Source organism: Hymenobacter siberiensis (genome assembly GCF_018967845.1).
Taxonomy (GTDB): Bacteria; Bacteroidota; Bacteroidia; order Cytophagales; family Hymenobacteraceae; genus Hymenobacter; species Hymenobacter siberiensis.
In genome coordinates this window covers 1,561,762-1,583,936 of the sequence record NZ_JAHLZZ010000001.1, presented here as the reverse complement: position 1 = coordinate 1,583,936, position 22,175 = coordinate 1,561,762, and the positions used below count along the sequence as shown (strand labels likewise).

Here is a 22,175-nt window from a genome sequence, read left to right as displayed (position 1 = left end):
ACACAGCTGTTCTTTCTCTACGTTCAGACTCGCAACTTCGGTTTTGATTTTTCTAATAATAGTTCAATAAGATTTTGGCAAGTCCTGTTCATATGCTTTGAGGCCCTTTACCATCCCACAGGAGGGCGGGCTTTACCCCGTACTTTTGCAACGCGCTTTTTGGCACCTTTTATTTTCATTTTTCGGGTTACCGGTAGTGGTAGCCCCTCGTTTATATGGCTACAGTATCAATCAATCTGGCCACCGGCAGCTTTCAGCAGGAAGAAATCATTGTCGGCATCGACCTGGGCACCACCAATAGCCTTGTGGCCTACGTGCACCCCGAAAGCCGCCAGCCCGCCGCCATCAATGATTTGGGCCGGGGCACCATTGTGCCATCGGTGGTACATTTTCCCGCCGATGGGGCCGACCCCATCATCGGGGCTGCGGCGCGTGAGTACCTCCTCACCGACCCGCAGCGCACCATCTACTCCGTGAAGCGCCTGCTGGGCAAAAGCTACCGCGACCTGGGCCAGCACGCCAGCCAGCTCGGCTACAAGGTTATCGACGATAATTCCGAAGGCTTGGTAAAAATCCGGGTCGATGACCGGTTCTTCTCCCCTATTGAGCTTTCGGCGGATATCCTGCGGGAGCTGCGGGCCCGCGCCGAGCACGCCCTCAAAACCCCGGTAAACCGCGCCGTTATCACCGTGCCGGCTTATTTCAACGACTCGCAGCGCCAGGCCACGCGTGATGCGGGCCGTCTGGCCGGCCTCGAAGTGCTGCGCATCGTGAACGAGCCTACGGCGGCGGCCCTGGCCTACGGCATCGGCCTCGACCCCGACGAGGAGAAAACCGTGGCCGTGTACGACCTCGGCGGCGGCACCTTCGATATCAGCATTCTGCGCATTCAGCAGGGCATTTTTGAGGTACTGAGCACCAACGGCGACACCTACCTCGGGGGCGACGACCTCGACCGCGCCGTGGTGGACCATTGGACGGCCACCTTCGGCCTTTCGGATACCTTCCACACCAACCCGCACCTGCAGCAGCAGCTGCGCCTGGCCGCCGAGATAGCCAAGAAATACCTCAGCCAGCACGACGATTTTACGACCCACCTCACCGATGAGGCCGGCCGCAACATCCCCGTTACGCTTACCCGCACGCAATTCGATGCGCTGATTCGCCCGCTGGTGGACCGCACCATTGCCGCCTGCCGCCAGGCCCTGGCCGATGCTAAGCTCGAAACCAAACTGGATGCCGTACTGCTGGTAGGCGGCTCCACCCGCGTGCCGCTGGTGTACGACGCGGTTTCGGAGTTCTTCGGACAGCCGGCTAATAACTCGCTGAATCCGGATGAGGTGGTGGCCCTGGGCGCAGCCATTCAGGCCGATATTTTGGCCGGCAACCGGCGCGACGTGCTGCTGCTCGATGTGACGCCGCTCACGCTGGGCATCGAAACGCTGGGCGGCCTGCTGGACCCAATTATCCCGCGCAACTCGAAAATCCCAACCAAGGCCGGCCGCCAGTACACCACCAGCGTGGATGGGCAGGTGAACCTGAAAATCGCCGTGTACCAAGGCGAGCGCGACCTCGTGAGCCAGAACCGCAAGCTGGGCGAATTCATCCTCACTGGCATCCCGGCCATGCCCGCCGGCCTGCCCAAGGTCGATGTGAACTTCCTGCTGAACGCCGATGGCATCCTGCAAGTGGAAGCCATCGAGCTGCGCTCCAACACGCGCCAGCAGGTGGAAATAAAGCCCCAGTACGGCCTCACCGATGAGCAAGTGGAGCAGATGCTGATGGATTCGCTGGTGAATGCCAAGGACGATGTAGCCGCGCGCTTGCTCATCGAAGCCCGCACCGCCGCCGAGCAGCTGTTGTACCAGGTGAGTAATTTCACCCGCAAAAACCGCCAGCACCTCACCGAAACTGAGCTGACTGCCACCGCAGCCCAGGTAGCCATCGTGCAAGCCGCGCTGGCCAGCACTGAGCGCGACCCCATTCTGAAAACCATGGACGAGCTCGATGAGCTGACCCGCCCCTATGCCGAGCGCGTGATGAACATTTCCATTCAGCAAGCCATGGCGGGCAAGAAAATCGGTTAGCCCCCGGCCAATCGGCACAACGGGACACAAACTGCTTTTTATACTCTCGCAAAATTCTCAAAGGCCTACCCGTGAATCCCTACCTCGCTCGTCTTGTCGCCGTGGCGCAGCAGCCCAGCCGCCGCATCATCGGCCTCATGTCGGGCACTTCGCTCGATGGGCTGGACGTGGCCCTGTGCCACTGCGAAGGCCATGGTGCGGGGCTACAGACCACACTGGAGCATTTTACCACCCTGCCCTATTCTGCGGAATTCCGGCAGCGGCTGCGGGCCATCTCGCAGCCCACGGTGGCGTTGCAGGACGTGGCCATCCTAAACGCTGAGGTGGCTCGGCAACACGCGGAAATGGTGCTGGTCTGCCTGCAATCGTGGCAGGTGGCGGTGGCCGAGGTCGACCTCATTGCCAGCCACGGCCAAACCATCTGGCACGCCCCGCACCATCAGCATCAGCATGCTGAATTTCCATACCATGCCACGCTGCAAATCGGCGATGGCGACCACCTGGCGGCGCTCACCGGCATCAGCACCGTGGCCGATTTCCGGCAAAAACACGTAGCCCACGGCTTTGAGGGTGCCCCGCTGGCCGGCTACGCCGACCAGCTGTTATTTGCTTCGCCCACCGAAAACCGCCTGCTGCTCAACCTGGGCGGCATTGCCAACTTCACCTACCTGCCGGCCCAGCCCGCCGCCGGCCTGCCCCTCACCACCGACACCGGCCCCGGCAATACCCTGCTCGATGCCGTGACGCGGCAGCATTTCCCGGGCCGCGAGTACGATGAGAACGGTGCCATTGCGGCCAGTGGCACCGTTCATGCAGCCCTGCTGCGGGAGCTGCTGAACCATCCGTTCTTCGCCGCGCCACTGCCCAAAACCACCGGCCCCGAGCTGTTTGCCCCCGCCTACCTGCACGAGGCGCAGATTACAACCGGTACTTCCTCCCTCCCACCCGCCGATGTGTTGGCCACCCTGGTCGAGCTAACGGCTACCGGCGTAGCCACTGCCGTTCACCAGTGCTTCCCGGCCACCGAACAGCCCGACGCGACCTGCTACGTAAGCGGCGGCGGCAGCCACAATAGCGCGCTGCTTCAGGCCCTGCAACGGCACCTGCCCGCCGTCCGCATTGCACCCATCGACGCACTGGGCATCCCCGCCGATGCCAAAGAAGCCGTGCTATTCGCCGTGCTGGCTAACGAAACCATTGCGGGCAACCCCGACATCAGCCTGGGCAAAATATGCCTGCCATAAACTGCTTAGATTAGCAAACGCCCGCGCAGAGCCTGAATCACCAGCTGCTACCGGCCGTGCGGTTTTGTGCCGGTTGGCTTGTTTGGCACCGCTACGCCGTTGGGGCGCAGGCTAAAGCCCAGCACTGCCCGGCTGGCCGTGTCCCGAAACGTAACTTCCAGCAACTCCGATGGGATTCGCAGGCTCGAATCAGCCGCGAAGGAAAAGCTGTAGAACAGCCGCGAGCTGCCCTTATCGCCCAGCCGCATTCCCAGCTTGTATAGTTCGATGGCCGTGCCGCGACCGGGCCGCTGGCCGCTTTTCCAGAGTGGCCAGGCAGCAGCAACAAACCTCGGCAGGCTAATCCCCTGCCGCACTTCCGGTGCCAACCGGCCATAAGCCCCCGAATAATTGGCGCGCAATACTGCCCGCAGGAACTGGCCCGCTGCCTGGCTCTGGCTGGGCCGCCGTGCGTTATGCTGCATGCCTTTCAAGCCACTGCGGCCCATTCCCACGGCCGTGAGACTCAGCAGCAGCAAGCCTGCGCTGGCGGCGGGAAGCCACTGCATTCGGTTAGGGGTTGGGGGTGCTTGCATGGCCAAAAATAAGCGGGGGCGGCGGCCCACGGGTGAGGCCGGTTCGCTTGTGCAGGTTATTCGATTACCACGCGCCGGGTCACGTTCAGGTTTGGGCCGGTGAGGTGCAGCACATACACCCCAGTAGCCAGGCCACGCATCGAAATCTCAGCCTGATTGGCACGGCCGGTACCCAACTGCAGCTGCTGCGAGCTCACGCGCTGCCCCAGGGCATTGAACAGGTCCACCGAAGCCGTGCAGGTAGCGCCCACTCCGGTCATTTGCACGCGCAGGGCATTGCCATTGGCCACGGGATTGGGTGCCACGGCCACGCTGTAGCCAGCCGTTTGCTCGCGGGCAGCCAGGCCGGTGGTTACCGTCACGGCCAGCGATGCCAGGTTGTTAGTTTCGTTCGATTCAGCCACCACGTTCAGCGGGTCGGCCATAAATAGCACGTAGTACGCCCCGGGCGTCACGCTGGCCGGCACTGCGGCCACCAGCTGGTGGGTGGCGCTCGCGCTGACCGCCAGGGAAGTGCCGGCGCTGCTGCCCAGCAGAATGTCGCTGGCATCCAGCGTCTGGTTGGTGGAGAGGTAGTACCCCACGGCCGAGTTGGCCGCCGAGCCGCCGCCCTGGTTGGCCACTGTGGCACTCAGCGAGAGGTTGCCCCCGGCGGGTACCGACGAAGGCGAAGCGCCAATCTGCGTCAGCAGTAGGTCGGGCAGCACCACGGGAGCGGTTACGCAGGTCACGGCGGCATCAAAGCCCGCGTACGTCACGCTGCCATCGCTCGTGAACACCAGCGTTAGGACACCGGTCGAGTTGGTAGCCATGATGGGCAGCGACGGCATGGCCGTGAGCGTGGCCAGCAGCGGCGACTGGGCATTCGGGCCATCGTAAATCATTAATCGGTCGCAGCAGCCTTCCACCACAAATGAGTTGAACGAAAGCTGGATGCGGCTGTTGGCCGTGCCGGGGTTAATGGTCAGCGTACCGTTGGCATTGTCCGAGTAGTTGCCAAATCCACCGTGGTCATACACCGTCGTGTTGCAGGTGGTCACGGTATTGCTGCCGCTGTAAGGCACGATAATGCCCGTGAAGGGACCTGTCACCGTAAACTGGTAATAGCCCACGTTGTTATTTTCGTTGGTTTCACTCACCACGTTCGTGGGGTCGGCTACGGCCAGCAGGTAGTAGTTGCCGGCGGCAGTACCCGTGGGAACGGTTACGCTGCTATACGAGGTCGACGACTGGTTGGCCCCCAGCTAGCCGCCGGTGGTGGTGCTCATCAGCACATCGTTGGCATCCAAGGTGGTGTTGCTCGACAGGTAGTAGCCCACGTTGCTGCTCGGCGAGGCGGTGTTGCCCGAATTATAGATGTAGAACGTCACCCCAACCGAAGTGCCCGGGGCCACCGACGTGAGGTTCATGAACACCTGCGAAATCTGCAGGTCGATGCCCGGAGCCACTACCTGAATGGTGGTGCTGGCCACGTTGTTGTTCTTGTTGGTTTCGGCCACCAGGTTGGCCGGGTCGGCCACAAACAGCACGTAGTACGTGCCCGTAGCCGTGCCGGTCGGCACCGTAATATTCGAGTAGATGCTCAGATAGCCACCGCCGTACAGCGTGGTATTCGGCTGGCTGCCCACCAGCACATCGTTCGCGCTGAACACGTTGTCAGTCGACAAATAAAAGCCAATGTTAAGTGCAGAACCATTAGCTTTTAGCTGATAGCCTTTCTCTTTCTTGTTTGCTATCAGTTAGTTATGCCAAATGCATCAACTATTTAATTTGGAACAAGCACTTAGCCGGGCTGGCTACCGCATTGCCCAGGTTGTTGAGGTAGCACGAAGCATTGGCGCTGGCCCCTGCCGCCACCGTAGTCGGCGATACATATGGATAAGTCACCGACAGGTCCACCGTCGGCGCAATTACCGTCAGGGCCAGGCTGCTTACGTTGTTGGTCTCGTTGGTTTCCGTCACGGCGTTGGCCGGGTCGGCCACGAACAGCACGTAGTAACTACCCGCCGCCGTACCTACTGGCACCGTCAGGTTAGCCGAGCGGTACGACGACAAGTTGGCAGCCAATGCACCGCCCGTCACGGTCGACAGCAACACGTCGCTGACATCCAGCGTAGTATTGGTTGAAAGGTAAAAGCCCAGCGTGCTGCTCGTAGCAGTCACGTTGCCTTGGTAAATACCGATGCCGAGGCCTGCACCGTACCACCCGGCACGGTCGAGCTGTAGTAGAGCGAGGGCTGCTGCACTATCAAATCCACGCCGGGAGGGGCCACCGTAATTACCACAGAAGCAACGTTGTTGTTCTCATTCGTCTCCGCTACCTGGCCCTGATAATCCGCCACAAACAAAATGTAGTACGTCCCGGGCGTCAGGCCCGTCGGAATGGCCGCCGTGCCGTAGCGCGACGACAAATACGTCGTCGTGAGCGGCCCACTGTATTGCGAAGTCAGCAGGATGTCATTAAGCATCCAGCGTATTGTTCGTCGAGATGTAGAAGCCCACGCTGCTACTGGGTGCCACGGCATTGCCCGTGTTCAGAATGGAGCAGCTCATGGATATCGGCGTACCCACGGCCGTAGTCGTTGGCGTCACCGAAGGCTGCAGAATGGTCAGGTCAATGCTGGGCGCTACCACTGTCACGTTCACCGAAGCCACATTATTATTTTCGTTGCTCTCACTCACCTGGTTCAGGTAGTCGCCAGCAAACAGGATGTAATAGCTGCCCGGGGCAGTCGTAGCCGGAATGGTAACCGAAGCGTAACGGCTGCTCGACAAGCCCGGATTCAGCGCGTAGCCCGTCGAATTGCCCAGCAGCACGTCGCTGGCATCCAGTATAGCATCAGTCGAGAAATAATACCCTACGTTGCTGCTGGTAGCCACGCCCGCCCCAATGTTATAGATGGAGCAGCTCAGCGACACCGTGTTGCCGGCCACCGTGCTCAGCGGACTAACCGACGCCCCCTGCACGGCCAAATCGGCCAGCGGCATCGTCGTCACGCACGAAGTAACTGCTTCAATGCCGCTCAGGTAGTTCACTTTGGAGTACGACCGTCAGGCTGCCCGTGGCGTTGGTGGCATATACCGAAGCCGGGGGCAGGTTGTAGTTGGTGTACTCCCCAATGAGCGGGGCCGAAGTCGAGCTGCCGTAATAAATCCGCACCACATCGTAGTAAGGGTCAATGTTGAACTGGCTGAATTGCAGCCGGATTTTATTGCCGGCCGTGGCGGGCACCATCGTAGCCCCCCCCCAACGCATTGGCCGAATAAGGCCCCGCCGCCCCGCCATCGTCGTAGAGCGTACCCGCGCAGGTCGTTACAGTGGTAATGCCCGAAACCGGCAAAAGGTAGGTCTGCGCATTCGCCAGCTGGCTCCAGAGCAGCGCGGCCACCAATACGCACCAGCGCACAGGTTTCCGGGGAATCGCGTCGTAGGGTTGCTTCATGTGGAAAGGATTAAAAATAAAAGGAGAATTAGTAGAAATTCCAGCAATTCATAGGGACACAGATTTTACGCAACAATATTGCCATATCACTACACTTCCTGCGTTTCCCGTTATTGATTATCGCTTTGGGGCACCAACACGAATACGTCCTCACCGGGGCGTTTCATCAGGTATTTCTCCCGCGCAAATTTTTCCAGCAATGCTGGCGAGCTCATCAGTTCGGCCCGGTCTTTTTTCACCACCTCAATGTTGTCGAGGTAGTATTGCTTCTCATTGCGCAACTCCGTCCATTTCTGGTAGATGTCGAACTGCTTGCCCACGTCGTTGGCATCGAACACCAGCATCCAGACTAAAAAGCCCACGCCGGTCAGAAAATAGAAGCTGCGCACTACCCGAAGTATCGGGCTAATGAAGGAAGGTAGATTCATCGCTATAAAGGTAATACAAACGACCAATTCCGCTAATGCGAAATTGGCCGTTTGGTATCCTAACTAGGTGATTACTTACATCTTCTTGCCAGGGAAGTACGCCACCTCACCAAGTTCCTCCTCAATGCGGAGCAACTGGTTGTACTTCGCCATCCGGTCCGAGCGCGAAGCCGAGCCCGTCTTAATCTGGCCGGTATTCAGCGCCACGGCCAAATCGGCAATTGTGCTGTCCTCCGTCTCACCCGAGCGATGGCTCATGATGCTCTTGTAGCCATTGCGACGGCCCAGGTTCACGGCGGCGATGGTTTCCGTCAGCGTGCCAATCTGGTTCACCTTGATGAGAATGGCATTGGCAATATTCTCGTCGATGCCGCGCTGCAGGCGGTCCACATTGGTCACGAACAGGTCGTCGCCCACCAGCTGGGTCTGCTTGCCCACGCGCTCCGTCAGGCTCTTCCAGCCGCTCCAGTCATCCTCATCCATGCCATCTTCCAAGCTGATGATGGGGTATTTCTTAACCCAGTCAGCCCAGTAGTCCACCATCTGGCTCGAAGTCAGCTTGTCGCCGGTGCTCTTCTTGAAGTGGTACACACCATCCTCGTAGAATTCCGACACGGCCGCATCCATGGCAATGAACACGTCCTCGCCGGGGCGGTAGCCAGCCGTTTCAATGGCCTGCAACACAATTTTAATAGCGTCCTCGTTCGATTTGATGTTCGGCGCAAAGCCGCCCTCGTCACCCACGTTGGTGCTAAAGCCCTGCTTTTTCAGCACGTCTTTCAGGTGGTGGAAAATCTCCGTACCCCAGCGCAATGCTTCCGAGAACGACGAAGCGCCCGTGGGCATAATCATGAACTCCTGGAAGTCAATCGAGTTGTCGGCGTGCGAGCCGCCGTTCAGGATGTTCATCATCGGCACCGGCAGCGTCGAAGCCCCTACCCCACCGATGTAGCGGTATAGCGGCATGCCCGCATCCTGCGCCGCAGCACGGGCAGCAGCCAGGCTCACGCCCAGAATGGCATTAGCCCCCAGGTTAGCTTTATTAGGCGTGCCGTCCAGCTCAATCATTATTTTATCGAGCAAGGCTTGCTCATACACCGAGAAGCCCACCAGTTCCTCCGCAATGCGCGAATTCACGTTCTCCACGGCTTTCAGCACGCCTTTGCCCATGTACATCGACTTATCGTTGTCGCGCATTTCCACCGCCTCATGTTTGCCGGTGCTGGCACCCGAAGGAACGGCGGCGCGGCCTACCACGCCCGAGTCGAGCGTAACATCAACTTCTACCGTCGGATTACCGCGGGAATCAAAAATCTGGCGAGCGTGAATTTGCGAGATGAAGCTCATAGCAAGTCGTTTTGTTAACAGTTAAATATGCTGCAAACGTACGCGAATCAGCCGGCATAAGCACAATTCACCCGGTAAAAGAGCATATCAAAGCCTTCGCAAACGCGTCATCCCTTGCCTGTGCTAACGATTGAATCAGCCCCGACAAGCCGTAGGGTTTAGTCTGGCCACGGCAAAATTTCGCACAAAAAAAGGGACGCCCTTACGGAGCGTCCCTTTTCACTTTATAGCAATTGCTACGAATTAAGCACCAGCTTCGTCAGCCTTAGCCTCTTCGCGGCTCTCGCCATCCTTAACGGTTTCAGTAGCAGTGTCAGCCGGAGCCGAGTGCTCAACTACAGCGGCAGGAGCTACAGCTTCGCCGGTTACTTCGGTAGCCGAAGTAGCGTCGTCGCCAGCAGCTTTCTTACCACCACGGCTGCGCGAACGACGGGTCGTAGCAGTAGCCTTTTCAGCAGCAGCCGTCTTAGCGTCCATCAACGTTTCGTTGAAGTCCACCAGCTCGATGATGCACATCTCGGCGTTGTCACCCAAACGGGTATCGCTCAGCTTCAGAATGCGGGTATAGCCACCGGGACGGTTAGCAATTTTGCCCGAAATATTACCAAACAACTCCTTAATCGACTCCTTGTCCTGCAACGCAGCGAACACCATGCGACGCGAGTGCGTCGTATCGTCTTTAGACTTGGTCAGCAGCGGCTCGATGTACTTGCGCAGGGCCTTGGCCTTAGCTACCGTCGTGGTAACGCGCTTGTACAGGATGAGCGAAGACGACATGTTCGACAACATGGCGTGACGGTGGGCGGTAGTCCGGCCCAAATGGTTAATCTTTCTTCCGTGTCGCATTGGACGTTTGAAAAAGTGTGTGCTTGCGGGCGGCGACCACGGCGGGCCAAAAAGGCCTCATTAGAACCGCTGCCCCTTGGGCACACTGTGGATAAAATGTGAAAATAAAAAATGTGGAGATGTGAAAGTTGTGGGCTGAGCACGAAGCTCACATTTCCACATTATCACATCTCCACACTATAAAACCTAGTCTTCCTCCAGGCGATACTTGCCCAGGTCCATCCCAAACTCCAAACCACGTTCTTCAACGAGGTTTTCCAGCTCGGTCAGGCTCTTCTTGCCAAAGTTGCGGAATTTCATCATGTCGGCGATTTCGAGCTGCACCAGTTCGCCCATCGTCTTGATGTCGGCAGCCTTGAGGCAGTTCTTGGCGCGTACGCTGAGCTCCATGTCCTCCAAAGGAGTCTTGAGCATCTTGCGCATCTGCATGGTTTCCTCATCAATCGGCTCGTCCTCCGTTACACGAGGACCCTCAAGGGTCATCGTGTTGTCCGAGAACAACATAAAGTGCTGAATGAGAATATTGGCCGCACCTTTCAGTGCCTCCTCCGGGTGAATCGAACCGTCGGTCTGAATCTCGATAACGAGCTTCTCATAGTCGGTCTTCTGCTCCACGCGGGTGTTCTCAATGCTGTACTTCACGTTCTTAATAGGCGTGTAGATAGCATCGATGGCAATCTGACCGAAAACCTGGTCAGCCGGCTTGTTCTCGTCGGCGGGCACGTAGCCACGGCCACGGGCAATCGTCAACTCAAACTCCAGCTCGGTGCTGGGGTCCAGGTGAGCAATCACGTGGTCAGGGTTCAGTACTTCAAAGCCGCTGGCGAACTTGGCAATATCAGCGCCCGAAAAGGAATCCTGGCCTTTCACGCGCACCGTAATTTTATCCGAGATGGCATCGCTCACTTTCTTGAAGCGGACCATCTTCAAGTTCAGGATGATTTCGGACATGTCCTCAATCACCCCTTCGATGGTCGAAAACTCGTGCAGCACGCTGTTGGTGCGCACCGACGTGATGGCGAAACCCTCCAGCGACGACAACAGAATGCGACGCAGCGCATTGCCAATGGTGACGCCGTAGCCCTTCTCGAGCGGCTTAAATTCAAACGTCCCGGTGAAGTCGTCGGATTTCTCCATCACCACTTTCTCCGGCATCTGAAAAGCTAAGATTGACATATGTGGGGCGTAAAAAATGTAAAAAAATTGGGTGAAGTATAAGCACAAGAGCGGCCCGACAAATTGCCGGGCCGCTACCAGTAGCGCTATTTACTTCGAATACAGTTCGACGATGAGCTGCTCGGTGATTTTCTCCGGAATCAACTCACGGGCGGGGGCGTTGATGAACTTGCCAGCCAACTCCTTGCCGTCCCACTCCAGCCAGGAGAACTGGCGCGAGTTGCGAACCGAAAGGCTCGTGGTGATGGCTTCCAACGACTTCGACTTCTCCCGAACGGCAACAATGTCGCCGGGACGGAGGTGGTACGAAGGGATGTTCACCACTTCACCGTTTACGGTGATGTGCTTGTGACCAACGAGCTGGCGGGCAGCGCGACGCGTCGAGGCAATGCCCAAACGGTACACGGCGTTGTCCAGACGGGCTTCCAACAGCGCGAGCAGGTTATCGCCGGTGATGCCGGGAAGCGCTGCTGCTTTGTGGAACAGGTTTTCGAATTGCTTCTCCAACATGCCGTACATGTACTTCACCTTCTGCTTCTCCATCAGCTGGACCGCATACTCCGACTGCTTCTTGCGACGGCCACGGCCGTGCTGGCCCGGAGGATAGGCTTTTTTGTTGAGCGCTTTGCTCGGGCCGAAAATCGCCTCGTTGAAGCGACGGGCAATTTTTGAGGTTGGGCCGGTATAACGTGCCATTGTAATCTAATTTCTGAAGTGAAAAACTAAACGCGACGACGCTTGGGAGGGCGGCAGCCGTTGTGGGGCAGCGGCGTTACGTCGCGGATGGTGGTCACCTCAATACCCACGTTGCCGAGGGCGCGGATGGCCGACTCACGGCCCGACCCCGGGCCTTTTACGAAGACTTCGGCTTTGCGCATGCCCAAGTCGTGGGCTACTTTACCGCAGTCGCTCATCGCCATTTGGGCGGCGTAAGGCGTATTCTTCTTCGAACCACGGAAGCCCATTTTGCCGGCCGAAGCCCACGAAATCACTTGACCGTTATTGTTCGTAATCGAGATGATGATGTTGTTGAATGAGGCACGGATGTGTACCTGGCCAACCTGCTCCACCACGACAACGCGCTTCTTGGCTTTGTCTTTTCTTTTTTGTGCCATTTGGTTATCGCAAAAAATGCGGGAGGTGTTAGTGTGAATTAAGGGTTAAAAGTTGAGAGTTAAAAGTTGATTAAACAGCCAACTCTTAACTCCTAACTCTTCACTTTTAACTTACCCTGATTCCCGGTTAAGTTTATTTAGTTGCCTTCTTCTTGCCGGCCACGGTCTTGCGCTTGCCCTTACGGGTACGCGAGTTATTCTTGGTACGCTGACCACGAACTGGCAGACCTTTGCGGTGACGCAGACCACGGTAGCAGCCGATGTCCATCAAACGCTTGATGTTCGTCGTTACTTCCGAGCGCAGCACGCCTTCGGTCTTGTGCTCGGCAGCAATGATGGCGCGGACGGCACCCGACTCCTCGTCGGTCCAGTCCTTCACCTTCTTGTTGACATCGATGCCAGCTTTTACCAGAATCTTGCTGGCGTTGCTCCGGCCAATGCCGAAAATGTAGGTCAGCGAAATTTCGCCGCGCTTGTTGTCCGGGATATCAACCCCTGCGATACGAGCCATATTGGATGGTTATGTGTTTGCGGACAGAAACCCGGCAACTACTTGGAAGGCGGGCCGGGGGCTAATAACCAACGACTCAGTACCCAAGGTTCCGGGGTTCTAAAAATTGAATTAACCCTGACGCTGCTTAAAGCGTGGGTTTTTCTTGTTGATAACGTAGAGCTTGCCGTTGCGACGCACAATCTTGCAGTCAACGCTACGCTTTTTTATTGAGGTTTTGACTTTCATTGCTGAAAAGAGTTACTTGTTATTACTTGCGGTTTTGCTTCTAGAATTTCTGTGGAAGAAGTTGGCTGCTTTGTAATACCGAAAACAACCAAGGCAAGAACAAAAGTAACAACTGCTTTAAAACCATAAAAGAATGGCTTCCAGTTATCATTGAACTCGTCTAGAAGCAAGGATATTACTTGTAGCGATACTTGATGCGGCCCTTCGACAAGTCGTAAGGAGACATTTCCAGCTTCACTTTGTCGCCGGGCAGAATTTTGATGTAGTGCATCCGCATCTTACCCGAAATGTGGGCAATCAGCTGGTGACCATTCTCCAGTTCCACGCGGAACATGGCGTTGGAGAGGGCTTCCAGGATGGTTCCGTCCTGCTCAATCGAGGCTTGTTTTGCCATAAGGGCTACTGCTGCAATGCTTTTTCGATGTACTCAAAGGAGGTGAGAATCTCCGCCTTTTCTTTTCTAACAACAACGGTATGCTCAAAGTGCGCCGATGCTTTGCGGTCCTTGGTACGGATAGTCCAGCCATCCGCCTCCTGTACCACGTCTTTTTTACCCAGATTCACCATCGGTTCGATGGCTATGACCAAACCCGTTTGCAAAAGCGGCCCGGAACCCCGCTTGCCGTAGTTCGGCACCTCAGGTTTCTCATGCAACTTCGCACCAACTCCGTGGCCGACCAACTCGCGCACAACCCCGTAGCCCATCGGGGCCACATGGTTCTGGATGGCGTAGCTGATATCGCCCACGCGGTTGCCGCTCACGGCTTGTTCGATGCCTTTGTACAGCGAAGCTTTGGTTTCCCGCAGCAACGTGAGTATTTCCGGCGCTACCTCCCCGATTGGGTAGGTGTAAGCACTATCTGAGTGGAAACCATTCAGATAAACCCCGCAATCCACCGAGAGAATATCGCCACTCTTCAGGGGCTCGTCGGTAGCGAACCCGTGCACCACCACCGAGTTCGGCGAGAGGCACAGGCTGTAGGGAAACTTATTATACCCTTTAAAGGATGGCACTCCACCATGGTCCCGGATGAATTCCTCTGCGCGCTTATCAAGCTGCCGCGTCGTCACTCCTTCCTTCACCATGCTCGCGACTTCGCCGTGAGCCTTGGCCAGCACAAGCGCGCTGGCACGGATGAGGTCAATCTCTTCTTCGGTTTTGTATTGAATGCTACCGCTTGCCATTGCTGCTATTTACGAAGCGACTGAAATGGGCTGTGCCGTGCGACCGCGCAGCTTGCCCGATTTCATCATACCATCGTAGTGCTGCATCAACAAGTAGCTCTGCACCTGGTTCACCGTGTCGAGCACTACACCCACCATAATGATGAGCGACGTACCGCCATAGAAAGCCGAAAACGGACGCGTAACACCCAAGAGCAGCGCGATAGCAGGGAAGATGGCGATAAGAGCTAGCGCTACAGCACCCGGAAGGGTAACACGCGTCAGGATTTCATCGATAAACTCCGAAGTGTCGCGGCCTGGCTTCACGCCGGGCACGAAACCACCACTCCGCTTCAGGTCGTCAGCAATCTGATTAGGATTGACACTGATGGCCGTGTAGAAGTAGGTGAAGATGATAATCAGCAGGGCGAAAGTCAGGTTGTACTGCCACGAAGTGTAGTCCGAGAACTTCACGCCGATATAGCTGGCGGCATCACTCTGGTTCTGCCATACCGATGCTACGATGGCGGGAACGAACATCAGCGACTGCGCGAAAATGATGGGCATTACACCGGCAGCATTCACCTTGAGGGGAATGAACTGCCGTTGTGCATCCAGCTGTGTAGTGCCGCCAACCTGCTTAGCATACTGCACCGCAATACGGCGAACCGCCTGCGTGAGCACGATAACAGCCATTACCACGAGGAACAAAACCACCATTTCCAGCAGGAAAATCAGGGACTTGTTCACGCCTTTAGCCGCAGCCTCACCAATGATAGCACCGGGCAGACGCGACACAATACCAATCATAATCAGCATCGAGATACCGTTGCCGATACCTTTATCCGTGATTTTCTCACCCAGCCACATGCAAAACAACGTACCAGCCGTGATGATAATCATGGTCGAAACGGTGAAGAATGTGCCGGGGTTGATGATGGCCTCAGCGTTAATCGTGGCGATGAAGCCTACCGATTGGGCCAATACAATCGGAATCGTGAGAACCCGGGTGTACTGGTTGATTTTCTTACGGCCCGACTCGCCTTCCTTCTGGAGCTTCTGGAAGTAGGGCACGGCAATCGTGAGCAGCTGCAACACGATAGACGCCGAGATGTACGGCATGATGCCCAGCGCGAAAATCGACGCGTGGCTGAATGCGCCGCCAAGCAGCGTATCCAAGATACCGAACAGGCCAGCCGCACCCGTCTTTAGTTGGGTAGGGTCTACGCCCGGCAGCACCACGTACACGCCGAGGCGATAGATGGCAATGAAAAATAGCGTATTGAGGATTCGCGTACGCAAATCCTCAATCGCAAAAATGTTTTTTATCGACTCGATAAACTTATTCATTGCCGAAGGTAGCTTTTTAGAGCGTAACCGCTTTGCCGCCGGCCTTCTCGATGGCTTCAACAGCCGATTTCGAGAATGCGTGAGCATGGATTTCTACAGCCGTGGCGATTTCGCCGCGACCGAGGATTTTGATTTTGGCGTTCTTGGAAACCAGGCCGTTGGCAACGAAGTAGGCAGCATCCATAGTGGTAGCGCTGTTCTTTTCGAGGAGGGTAGCTAGCGCATCAAGGTTGATGGCTTTATACTCTACACGGTTGATGTTCGTGAAGCCGAACTTAGGCACACGGCGCTGGAGGGGCATCTGGCCACCTTCAAAACCGGACTTGCGCTTGTAGCCCGAGCGCGACTTGGCGCCTTTGTGACCACGGGTGGACGTACCACCACGCGTAGAGCCTTCGCCCCGGCCAATCCGCTTCTCGTTTTTAGTCGAGCCGTAGGCGGGCGATAGATTGCTGAGATTAAGCATGACGATAATAGCTTACAGTTCGGTTACTTGGAGCAAATGCTGCACGCTCTTAACCATGCCCATAACGGACGGGTTTACTTCGTGGGTAGCAGTGCTGTTGAGTTTGTTCAGGCCGAGGGACTGAACGGTGCGCTTCTGACGCTCGGGGCGGTCAATGGCGCTGCGCACGAGCTTTACTTGAATTTGTGCCATGTCAATTAACCGTTAAAAACGCGGGCCAAAGAAATACCACGGGCTTGAGCGATTTGCAACGGGTCACGCATTTTAGCGAGGGCTGCAAAAGTAGCTTTAACCACGTTGTGAGGGTTCGACGAGCCTTTCGACTTCGCCAGCACATCCTTGATACCGGCGCTCTCGAACACGGCGCGCATTGCACCGCCGGCGATTACACCCGTACCAGCCGCTGCGGGCTGGATGAGCACGAAACCACCGCCGTAGCGGCCTTCCATGAGGTGAGGAACGGTGTGCTTATACATCGGCACTTTCACCACGTTCTTCTTAGCGTCGTCAATACCTTTGGCAATGGCGTCGGTTACTTCGTTGGCTTTGCCGAGGCCGTAGCCTACGTTGCCGTTGCCGTCGCCCACTACCACGATGGCAGAGAAGCTAAAGCGGCGACCACCTTTCACCACCTTCGCTACGCGATTGATGGCTACTACTTTTTCTTTGAAGTCGGAGTCAGCACCCATGCGGGAGTTATCCTTGTTCCGGTCGCGGTCGTTGCTGCGCTGACGGTCTCCGCCAGGACGATTGTTGTCGCGTTCTTGCGCCATGATAATTTAGAAATTGAGGCCGCCTTCGCGAGCACCTTCAGCCAATGATTTTACGCGACCGTGGTAGAGGTAACCCGAGCGGTCGAACACCACTTTCGTGATGCCTTTCTCTTGGGCGACGGCGGCGAGCTGCCGACCTACGGCAGCAGCCAGAGCCACACCGTTACCACCTTCGGCGGTTACTTTTTTCGACGTTGCGGAGGCCAAGGTGTGGCCGGTCGTGTCGTCGATAATCTGAGCATAAATGCCCGTGTTGCTGCGGAACACCGACAGGCGCGGACGCTCCGTAGTGCCGGACACTTTCGTGCGGATGATGCGCTGAATCCGCTTGCGGCGAGTTGCTTTATCAAATGCCATGATGCGAATTTATTTAGAGGCCGTTTTACCAGCTTTGCGACGGATAATCTCACCCACGAAGCGCACACCTTTGCCTTTGTAAGGCTCCACTTTGCGCAGCGAACGAATTTTGGCAGCTACCTGGCCAAGCAACTGATTGTCGATGCTGTTGAGCGTCACAATCGGGTTCTTGCCTTTGTCGGTAACGGCAGTGGCGGTTACTTCGCCGGGGAGGGCGATGTACACGTTGTGCGAGTAGCCCAGGGCCAGCTCCAGCGTGCTGCCTACGAGCGAGGCTTTGTAACCTACACCTACCAACTCAAGCTTCTTCTCGAAACCAGCGCTAACACCGGTTACCATATTATTGATGAGCGAGCGGTACAGACCGTGCATGGCCTTGTGGCGCTTCTGCTCGGTTGGACGGGTTACGGTGAGAACACCGTCTTCGATGGCTACGGTGATGTCGCGGTCTACTTGCGTAGTGAGCGAGCCCTTGGGGCCTTTCACCGTCACCGCGTTGTCGTTGTCGACCGAAATAGCGACCCCAGCGGGGACGGAAATCGGCAGTTTACCAATACGTGACATAATTGAATTTGCTAAAGCGGTTCCGGACTAGTACACGTAGCACAGCACCTCGCCGCCCACGTTCTCGGTTTTGCACTCTTTCTCCGTCATCACACCCTTCGAGGTGGAAATGATGGCCACACCCAGGCCGCTGAGGACGCGGGGCAGGTTGTCGGAGGCCACGTACTGACGCAAGCCGGGCGTCGAAACGCGCTGCAGCTTGGTGATGGCGGGTGCCTTCGTGGTCGGGTTGTACTTCAGAGCAATTTTGATGGTGCCCTGAACCGACGAATCATCAAAACGGTACGACTGAATGTAGCCCTTGTGATAGAGCACTTTCGTGATTTCCTTTTTGATGTTGCTGGCCGGGATTTCTACCACCCGGTGGTTCGCCTTGATGGCGTTACGTACCCGGGTGAGGTAGTCGGCAATGGGGTCAGTGTTCATTATTTATTAAATACGTCCGCTTTTTTCGGAGCGCAAAGATAAGAAAATTTCGCCGGGTGCCCAACGGGACCAACGAAATTTCGGTTAAGACTACTTGGCACGTCCGGCGACGGCACGGCCAATGGTTTCTTTTGGCAACCTGCCAAATGGTTTTGAGGCAAGCCTCGATACTTTTTCGGAGTGCAAAGGTAGCAGGCTCACAGGGCTTTTGCAAGCTTTGCCCCGAAGTTTCCTTTGAGCTGGCTACAGTAGTGCACGGCCGACTTCTACATAACCGGTACATGAAGAAGCCCAGTCGCGTTAGCAACCGGGCTTCTTCATAGCTTTTTTCATCTTCTCTGCTTGCACTTAAAAAGTGAAGTACATGCTGCTAAGCTTTTTCGGGCAGATAAGTGGCATCGGGGTAATTTCCGAGCACAGGCTGACCGGCCGGACCGTTGGTTACGGCTTCCACCAGTAGCTTACCTCCCACAAATGCTCCCTTCCAAGATTCACCCAAACCACCGAATACTTCCTCACGGTCACCGCGCGAGCGCAGCTTGTTTACGCCCACTTTGAAGGAGCGTATTTCGCGGGCCGTGCGGCGGGCCAGCTCTTCGTCGTCGGAGGCAATCGCGGCCACCAAGGCACCATTCGAAATGTTCATTTCGCCTACCAGCTCCTCCATGCGGTCAACCAGCACGATGCTGTCGATGGGCCCAAAAGGCTCCTTGAAGTAAAGCTCGCTCTGACGGGGCAGATTCACCAGCGCACGGGGCATGGCATAGGCCGACCGGTCCTGGCCGGGCAGGAAGAGACTGTCGTCGAATTTACCTTCGTAAATGGGCGTAGCACCAGTTTTGAGAGCGTCAGCGTAGAGGCGGTCGAGGTCCTGGACCTGCGCCGTATTGATGACCGGACCAAAGGCGAGGTCGGGTAGCTTATCACCCGCATTGTCCACCAAGGTAGGATTACCCACTTTCAGGTTGCGCACGGCTTCGGTATAGGTTTCGAGGAACTGGGGAAACAGTCGGCGTTCGACTACGAAGCGCACATAAGCAGTGCAGCGCTGCTTGCCGTAGTCGTAGCCTTTTTTGAGCTGGTCGGCCAAGGCATTCCAGTCGCTGTAGTCCCAGATGCCGTAGGCGTTGACGCCCTCCATTTCGAGCATGTAGCGTTTGTCGGTAGTAGAAAGCGCATCGGCAATGTTGCGCGCATTTTTGCGCCCTCCCACAAAGCTGAGGCAGTCGATGGCAGGATGCTTTACCAGGGCGTCGCTTAGCTCGCCGCCGGCACCACTCACCAGCGTCACGGGCAGGCCGGCCCGGCGCACTAAGGCAAACGCCAGGCTCAGGGAAATGAAGCCACCGTCGGTAGGTGTTTTGGCGATTACGGAATTCCCGCAAAGGGCTTGCACCAGCACGGCATGGAGCAGCACCGACATGGGATAGTTCCAAGAGGCAATGTTGGACACCAGACCCAAGGGGGTGCGGCTGCCCAGCATCGAGTCAATGTTGTCGACGTACCATTGCGCCCCCTCTACGGCCCGGTCGATATCGGTGAAGCCCAACTTGTAGGTTTTCCCGATTTCCCACATCAGCAGCTTACCGATGAGCTCTACCTGCGGCCGCAGCAGGTCGAGCGCGGCCTGCACCCTGGTCCGGCGCTCATCGTGGCTGATAGCGGCCCAGGGCGCAGCTTCATTCTTGGCGGCCACCACGGCGCGGACAGCCGCATCCTGATTCAGCATGGGCAGGCTGCCCAGCACGGTACCATCAATGGGCGAGCGAAACTCCCGGGGCCGGCCGGGCTCCTGCCAATGCCCCTCCATCAGATTAAGGAAACCACCCTCGGCGGTGAATATTTCCGGAGTCACCTGCTTCACCTGAGCCAGCAGGGTGGCGTATTCTACCTGGGGAGAAATGATTTTGGGCATGAGCTGGGTACTGGTTTGCAAAAAACAGTAGGTGAGTGATGAATACTGACATCAAGCACGAGTTTAACAAATTGTTTTCCAGCAATAATTACCCATATGCATCCACTACTCCAATGAAAGCTATTTAAGCTGTTTAGAAAGTCCTCAAACGGTCATGCTTCGCTGCGCGCTGCATGACCGTTTGAGGACTTTCTAAATAGATTCTATGTCCTGCGAACTTCACGACACCGCCCAATTAGATTATCCTCTTTATACGCAATACTAAGCGCATTACTAAACGCATTTCACCGGCTTGTCGGCGGCCTAGTGATTTGAATACCGCAGCTGAAGCTTTTTTCACAAACGCGAATTAGCCACCAGTTAGCTAGCCCTACCCGCCCAGCCCGCACCTGAAGAAACTTGCAGTGGCGGGAGGCTCAGCAGATACAGTGCATCACTTATTCATTAGTGCCGTTTTCGCCACATGGTCATCGATGAAAGTCTTTCTATCCTTGACAAAATCATCTTCACTGATGCGGGTAAACTTACCGAAAGCACCGATTACCAAAGTATCGCTACTATCAATTCCTTGGTAAAGAGAAATAGGCATTATATAAACCATGCACCCTTGCCGCATAGTTAACGAGTCACCACTTAAATTGAGTTTGCAACTGAACCATCCGAAATAGTTTTCTGCAACTAGTTGGCCGCGCATTTTGGAAAGCATCATACGGTCATGATATAGTTTACCGTATCTATGATTTAGCAACATAATGTTTTCCCACGCGCCTAATATTTCGGCCTCTCCTACTCTACGCTTTTCGGCACATCCTGCCCCAAACAGGAAGGTCAACAGACATATTGAAGCAAGCTTTACGGAGAAGTGCATTTGAATCATATTTACAGGTCTGGAAACAAAAATAGGCGCTCCCACCAAAGTGGAAGCGCCTATTCAATTGCTTAGCGAAAAGCCTAACTGGATACTACCAGCTCGACTTGGTCACACCAGGAATCTTCCCAGCGAGGGCCATTTCGCGGAAACGCACGCGGCTGATGCCAAACTTGCGCATGTAGCCGCGAGGGCGGCCGTCAATCATGTCGCGGTTGTGCAGGCGCACGGGCGAAGCGTTTTTGGGCAGCTTGTCGAGACCTTCGTAGTCGCCGGCAGCTTTCAGAGCCTTGCGCTTCTCAGCGTAGCGGGCCACGGTGGCAATGCGCTTGCGCTCCCGTGCTTTGATGGATTCTTTAGCCATAAGAGGTAGGGATTAAGCGTCTTTTTTAGCGTTGGCGAAAGGCATACCGAAAGCTTTCAGCAATTCGTAGCTCTGCTCATCGTTCTCAGCATTGGTCACGAACGTGATGTCCATGCCCGAAATGCCTTTGATTTTGTCAATTGAGATTTCGGGGAAGATGATTTGCTCCTTCACGCCGAGCGTATAGTTGCCACGACCATCGAAACCTTTGTCGTTGATGCCTTTGAAGTCACGTACGCGGGGCAGGGCCACCGTCAGAAGACGGTCCATGAACTCGTACATACGCTCGCCGCGCAGCGTCACTTTCGCACCGATAGGCATGCCTTCGCGGAGCTTAAAGTTCGACACCGATTTCTTGGCGATGGTGGCAATGGCTTTCTGGCCGGTGATAACCGTCAGTTCTTCCACGCCGTTGTCAACCAGCTTCTTGTCAGCTACCGCAGCGCCGATGCCACGGTTGATGCAGATTTTGGTGACACGGGGTACCTGCATGATGCTCTTGAACTGGAATTTCTCCTGGAGCGCGGGTACGATGTCTTTTTTATAAATGTCTTTGAGACGGGCCATGATGCGGGGGGCTGCTTAAGCCGTTTTGGCAGTGGCACGCATGGCTTTAGCAGGAGCAGCAGCCGGAGCTGCGTCAGCTGCGGCGCCCTTGCGCACCCGCTCACCAGTGGTGGGGTTAATAGCCTGCACGTTGCTCACGTGCATGGGCGCCTCCATCTTGGTGATGCCGCCCTGAGGCGATTTGGCGCTCGGCTTATTGTGTTTCGTCACTAGGTTCAACCCCTCAACGGTTACGCGCTGGGTTACCCGGTTTACCGACACGATTTTGCCGGTTTTGCCCTTTTCGTCGCCAGCAATCACCTTCACGGTATCGCCCGACTTTACGTGCAGCTGCACGGGGTCTGCTTTTCTGATAGCCATG

At 56.2% G+C, this 22,175-nt stretch carries 30 protein-coding genes and 1 pseudogene; 2 read left to right on the top strand and 29 right to left on the bottom strand.

Annotation, left to right across the window (positions count from 1 at the left end):
* The first annotated feature begins 215 nt into the window (after nt 1-215).
* Together hscA and KQ661_RS06805 are read left to right on the top strand one after the other, a co-directional pair.
* Nucleotides 216-2,087, top strand: a complete 1,872-nt coding sequence (hscA, locus tag KQ661_RS06810) for a Fe-S protein assembly chaperone HscA (protein ID WP_216685974.1) — start codon at nt 216-218, stop codon at nt 2,085-2,087.
* A gap of 71 nt (nt 2,088-2,158) precedes the next feature.
* Nucleotides 2,159-3,331: an anhydro-N-acetylmuramic acid kinase gene (locus KQ661_RS06805; protein WP_226930025.1), complete on the top strand. Its 1,173-nt coding sequence runs from the start codon at nt 2,159-2,161 to the stop codon at nt 3,329-3,331.
* A gap of 47 nt (nt 3,332-3,378) precedes the next feature.
* Here the strand turns inward: KQ661_RS06805 and KQ661_RS06800 are convergent, their stop codons facing one another.
* The 29 genes and pseudogenes from KQ661_RS06800 to rplX all read right to left on the bottom strand — a co-directional run bounded on the left by KQ661_RS06800 (nt 3,379) and on the right by rplX (nt 22,174).
* On the bottom strand, nt 3,379-3,879 hold the full coding sequence (locus KQ661_RS06800; protein ID WP_216685973.1) for a hypothetical protein: 501 nt from the start codon (nt 3,877-3,879) through the stop codon (nt 3,379-3,381).
* A gap of 83 nt (nt 3,880-3,962) precedes the next feature.
* Nucleotides 3,963-5,585: pseudogene (locus tag KQ661_RS22005) on the bottom strand (CARDB domain-containing protein).
* A gap of 82 nt (nt 5,586-5,667) precedes the next feature.
* Nucleotides 5,668-6,069: a CARDB domain-containing protein gene (locus KQ661_RS06785; protein WP_216679920.1), complete on the bottom strand. Its 402-nt coding sequence runs from the start codon at nt 6,067-6,069 to the stop codon at nt 5,668-5,670.
* Nucleotides 6,066-6,374, bottom strand: a complete 309-nt coding sequence (locus tag KQ661_RS22510; RefSeq protein WP_216685970.1) for a CARDB domain-containing protein — start codon at nt 6,372-6,374, stop codon at nt 6,066-6,068. Before KQ661_RS22510 ends, KQ661_RS06785 begins: the two co-directional genes overlap by 4 nt.
* Complete coding sequence (locus tag KQ661_RS22505) at nt 6,367-6,942, bottom strand: CARDB domain-containing protein (RefSeq protein WP_216685969.1); 576 nt, start codon at nt 6,940-6,942, stop codon at nt 6,367-6,369. The genes KQ661_RS22510 and KQ661_RS22505 overlap by 8 nt, the downstream gene beginning before the upstream one ends.
* Nucleotides 6,920-7,162, bottom strand: coding sequence for a CUB domain-containing protein (locus tag KQ661_RS06770; protein WP_216685968.1), 243 nt, complete (start codon nt 7,160-7,162; stop codon nt 6,920-6,922). Before KQ661_RS06770 ends, KQ661_RS22505 begins: the two co-directional genes overlap by 23 nt.
* On the bottom strand, nt 7,116-7,349 hold the full coding sequence (locus KQ661_RS06765) for a hypothetical protein (protein ID WP_216685967.1): 234 nt from the start codon (nt 7,347-7,349) through the stop codon (nt 7,116-7,118). Before KQ661_RS06765 ends, KQ661_RS06770 begins: the two co-directional genes overlap by 47 nt.
* 110 nt (nt 7,350-7,459) lie before the next feature.
* Entirely contained in the window at nt 7,460-7,777 is a 318-nt protein-coding gene (locus tag KQ661_RS06760; protein WP_216679916.1) for an FtsB family cell division protein, read from the bottom strand.
* A 75-nt stretch (nt 7,778-7,852) separates the two neighbouring features.
* Nucleotides 7,853-9,124 carry a phosphopyruvate hydratase gene (gene eno / locus KQ661_RS06755; protein WP_168672163.1) on the bottom strand — a complete coding sequence of 424 codons (1,272 nt, stop codon included), beginning with the start codon at nt 9,122-9,124 and terminating at the stop codon, nt 7,853-7,855.
* Nucleotides 9,125-9,367: 243 nt separating this feature from the next.
* On the bottom strand, nt 9,368-9,970 hold the full coding sequence (gene rplQ / locus KQ661_RS06750; RefSeq protein ID WP_216679915.1) for a 50S ribosomal protein L17: 603 nt from the start codon (nt 9,968-9,970) through the stop codon (nt 9,368-9,370).
* Nucleotides 9,971-10,156: 186 nt separating this feature from the next.
* Nucleotides 10,157-11,146 (bottom strand): DNA-directed RNA polymerase subunit alpha, encoded by a 990-nt coding sequence (locus tag KQ661_RS06745; RefSeq protein ID WP_168672165.1) that lies wholly within the window; start codon nt 11,144-11,146, stop codon nt 10,157-10,159.
* A 90-nt stretch (nt 11,147-11,236) separates the two neighbouring features.
* Nucleotides 11,237-11,842: a 30S ribosomal protein S4 gene (rpsD, locus tag KQ661_RS06740; RefSeq protein ID WP_168672166.1), complete on the bottom strand. Its 606-nt coding sequence runs from the start codon at nt 11,840-11,842 to the stop codon at nt 11,237-11,239.
* Between the two features lie 26 nt (nt 11,843-11,868).
* The gene (gene rpsK / locus KQ661_RS06735; protein ID WP_035567868.1) at nt 11,869-12,261 is read right to left on the bottom strand and encodes a 30S ribosomal protein S11; all 393 of its coding nucleotides are present in this window, start codon (nt 12,259-12,261) and stop codon (nt 11,869-11,871) included.
* Between the two features lie 133 nt (nt 12,262-12,394).
* Nucleotides 12,395-12,772 carry a 30S ribosomal protein S13 gene (gene rpsM, locus KQ661_RS06730; protein WP_035567870.1) on the bottom strand — a complete coding sequence of 126 codons (378 nt, stop codon included), beginning with the start codon at nt 12,770-12,772 and terminating at the stop codon, nt 12,395-12,397.
* Between the two features lie 111 nt (nt 12,773-12,883).
* A complete protein-coding gene (gene ykgO / locus KQ661_RS06725) occupies nt 12,884-13,000 on the bottom strand; it encodes a type B 50S ribosomal protein L36 (RefSeq protein ID WP_035567872.1) in 117 nt (38 codons plus the stop codon).
* A 175-nt stretch (nt 13,001-13,175) separates the two neighbouring features.
* On the bottom strand, nt 13,176-13,394 hold the full coding sequence (infA, locus tag KQ661_RS06720) for a translation initiation factor IF-1 (RefSeq protein WP_035567874.1): 219 nt from the start codon (nt 13,392-13,394) through the stop codon (nt 13,176-13,178).
* Nucleotides 13,395-13,399: 5 nt separating this feature from the next.
* Nucleotides 13,400-14,185 (bottom strand): type I methionyl aminopeptidase, encoded by a 786-nt coding sequence (map, locus tag KQ661_RS06715; RefSeq protein ID WP_168672167.1) that lies wholly within the window; start codon nt 14,183-14,185, stop codon nt 13,400-13,402.
* 9 nt (nt 14,186-14,194) lie between these two features.
* Nucleotides 14,195-15,514: a preprotein translocase subunit SecY gene (secY, locus tag KQ661_RS06710; protein WP_216679913.1), complete on the bottom strand. Its 1,320-nt coding sequence runs from the start codon at nt 15,512-15,514 to the stop codon at nt 14,195-14,197.
* A gap of 16 nt (nt 15,515-15,530) precedes the next feature.
* Nucleotides 15,531-15,980 carry a 50S ribosomal protein L15 gene (gene rplO, locus KQ661_RS06705; protein WP_168672169.1) on the bottom strand — a complete coding sequence of 150 codons (450 nt, stop codon included), beginning with the start codon at nt 15,978-15,980 and terminating at the stop codon, nt 15,531-15,533.
* Nucleotides 15,981-15,992: 12 nt separating this feature from the next.
* Entirely contained in the window at nt 15,993-16,172 is a 180-nt protein-coding gene (gene rpmD / locus KQ661_RS06700; protein WP_168672170.1) for a 50S ribosomal protein L30, read from the bottom strand.
* A 5-nt stretch (nt 16,173-16,177) separates the two neighbouring features.
* Complete coding sequence (gene rpsE, locus KQ661_RS06695) at nt 16,178-16,669, bottom strand: 30S ribosomal protein S5 (RefSeq protein WP_035567955.1); 492 nt, start codon at nt 16,667-16,669, stop codon at nt 16,178-16,180.
* 90 nt (nt 16,670-16,759) lie between these two features.
* Nucleotides 16,760-17,110, bottom strand: a complete 351-nt coding sequence (gene rplR, locus KQ661_RS06690; protein WP_168672171.1) for a 50S ribosomal protein L18 — start codon at nt 17,108-17,110, stop codon at nt 16,760-16,762.
* A 9-nt stretch (nt 17,111-17,119) separates the two neighbouring features.
* Nucleotides 17,120-17,674 (bottom strand): 50S ribosomal protein L6, encoded by a 555-nt coding sequence (rplF, locus tag KQ661_RS06685; protein WP_168672172.1) that lies wholly within the window; start codon nt 17,672-17,674, stop codon nt 17,120-17,122.
* Between the two features lie 27 nt (nt 17,675-17,701).
* Nucleotides 17,702-18,100, bottom strand: coding sequence for a 30S ribosomal protein S8 (rpsH, locus tag KQ661_RS06680; RefSeq protein ID WP_168672173.1), 399 nt, complete (start codon nt 18,098-18,100; stop codon nt 17,702-17,704).
* A 370-nt stretch (nt 18,101-18,470) separates the two neighbouring features.
* Nucleotides 18,471-20,015 carry an aldehyde dehydrogenase family protein gene (locus tag KQ661_RS06675; protein WP_216685966.1) on the bottom strand — a complete coding sequence of 515 codons (1,545 nt, stop codon included), beginning with the start codon at nt 20,013-20,015 and terminating at the stop codon, nt 18,471-18,473.
* Between the two features lie 433 nt (nt 20,016-20,448).
* Nucleotides 20,449-20,883, bottom strand: a complete 435-nt coding sequence (locus KQ661_RS06670; RefSeq protein ID WP_216685965.1) for a hypothetical protein — start codon at nt 20,881-20,883, stop codon at nt 20,449-20,451.
* Nucleotides 20,884-20,977: 94 nt separating this feature from the next.
* Nucleotides 20,978-21,247: a 30S ribosomal protein S14 gene (gene rpsN / locus KQ661_RS06665; protein WP_035567891.1), complete on the bottom strand. Its 270-nt coding sequence runs from the start codon at nt 21,245-21,247 to the stop codon at nt 20,978-20,980.
* Nucleotides 21,248-21,259: 12 nt separating this feature from the next.
* Entirely contained in the window at nt 21,260-21,814 is a 555-nt protein-coding gene (gene rplE / locus KQ661_RS06660) for a 50S ribosomal protein L5 (RefSeq protein ID WP_216679910.1), read from the bottom strand.
* A gap of 15 nt (nt 21,815-21,829) precedes the next feature.
* Nucleotides 21,830-22,174, bottom strand: coding sequence for a 50S ribosomal protein L24 (gene rplX, locus KQ661_RS06655; protein WP_216679909.1), 345 nt, complete (start codon nt 22,172-22,174; stop codon nt 21,830-21,832).
* Nucleotide 22,175: the final 1 nt, after the last annotated feature.

Coding starts and splice junctions, on each gene's coding strand:
- map (WP_168672167.1), bottom strand. CDS start 14,185: ATGGCAAGCGGTAGCATTCAATACAAAACCGAAGAAGAGATTGACCTC.
- rpsD (WP_168672166.1), bottom strand. CDS start 11,842: ATGGCACGTTATACCGGCCCAACCTCAAAAATTGCCCGTCGCTTCAAC.
- eno (WP_168672163.1), bottom strand. CDS start 9,124: ATGAGCTTCATCTCGCAAATTCACGCTCGCCAGATTTTTGATTCCCGC.
- KQ661_RS06760 (WP_216679916.1), bottom strand. CDS start 7,777: ATGAATCTACCTTCCTTCATTAGCCCGATACTTCGGGTAGTGCGCAGC.
- rplR (WP_168672171.1), bottom strand. CDS start 17,110: ATGGCATTTGATAAAGCAACTCGCCGCAAGCGGATTCAGCGCATCATC.
- secY (WP_216679913.1), bottom strand. CDS start 15,514: ATGAATAAGTTTATCGAGTCGATAAAAAACATTTTTGCGATTGAGGAT.
- KQ661_RS06675 (WP_216685966.1), bottom strand. CDS start 20,015: ATGCCCAAAATCATTTCTCCCCAGGTAGAATACGCCACCCTGCTGGCT.
- KQ661_RS06770 (WP_216685968.1), bottom strand. CDS start 7,162: ATGCGTTGGGGGGGGGCTACGATGGTGCCCGCCACGGCCGGCAATAAA.
- KQ661_RS06670 (WP_216685965.1), bottom strand. CDS start 20,883: ATGCACTTCTCCGTAAAGCTTGCTTCAATATGTCTGTTGACCTTCCTG.
- infA (WP_035567874.1), bottom strand. CDS start 13,394: ATGGCAAAACAAGCCTCGATTGAGCAGGACGGAACCATCCTGGAAGCC.
- rplQ (WP_216679915.1), bottom strand. CDS start 9,970: ATGCGACACGGAAGAAAGATTAACCATTTGGGCCGGACTACCGCCCAC.
- rpsE (WP_035567955.1), bottom strand. CDS start 16,669: ATGGGTGCTGACTCCGACTTCAAAGAAAAAGTAGTAGCCATCAATCGC.
- rpsM (WP_035567870.1), bottom strand. CDS start 12,772: ATGGCTCGTATCGCAGGGGTTGATATCCCGGACAACAAGCGCGGCGAA.
- rpsH (WP_168672173.1), bottom strand. CDS start 18,100: ATGAACACTGACCCCATTGCCGACTACCTCACCCGGGTACGTAACGCC.
- rplE (WP_216679910.1), bottom strand. CDS start 21,814: ATGGCCCGTCTCAAAGACATTTATAAAAAAGACATCGTACCCGCGCTC.
- KQ661_RS22510 (WP_216685970.1), bottom strand. CDS start 6,374: ATGCTTAATGACATCCTGCTGACTTCGCAATACAGTGGGCCGCTCACG.
- rpmD (WP_168672170.1), bottom strand. CDS start 16,172: ATGGCACAAATTCAAGTAAAGCTCGTGCGCAGCGCCATTGACCGCCCC.
- KQ661_RS06765 (WP_216685967.1), bottom strand. CDS start 7,349: ATGAAGCAACCCTACGACGCGATTCCCCGGAAACCTGTGCGCTGGTGC.
- KQ661_RS06800 (WP_216685973.1), bottom strand. CDS start 3,879: ATGCAGTGGCTTCCCGCCGCCAGCGCAGGCTTGCTGCTGCTGAGTCTC.
- rpsN (WP_035567891.1), bottom strand. CDS start 21,247: ATGGCTAAAGAATCCATCAAAGCACGGGAGCGCAAGCGCATTGCCACC.
- hscA (WP_216685974.1), top strand. CDS start 216: ATGGCTACAGTATCAATCAATCTGGCCACCGGCAGCTTTCAGCAGGAA.
- rplF (WP_168672172.1), bottom strand. CDS start 17,674: ATGTCACGTATTGGTAAACTGCCGATTTCCGTCCCCGCTGGGGTCGCT.
- rpsK (WP_035567868.1), bottom strand. CDS start 12,261: ATGGCACAAAAAAGAAAAGACAAAGCCAAGAAGCGCGTTGTCGTGGTG.
- KQ661_RS06745 (WP_168672165.1), bottom strand. CDS start 11,146: ATGTCAATCTTAGCTTTTCAGATGCCGGAGAAAGTGGTGATGGAGAAA.
- rplX (WP_216679909.1), bottom strand. CDS start 22,174: ATGGCTATCAGAAAAGCAGACCCCGTGCAGCTGCACGTAAAGTCGGGC.
- rplO (WP_168672169.1), bottom strand. CDS start 15,980: ATGCTTAATCTCAGCAATCTATCGCCCGCCTACGGCTCGACTAAAAAC.
- ykgO (WP_035567872.1), bottom strand. CDS start 13,000: ATGAAAGTCAAAACCTCAATAAAAAAGCGTAGCGTTGACTGCAAGATT.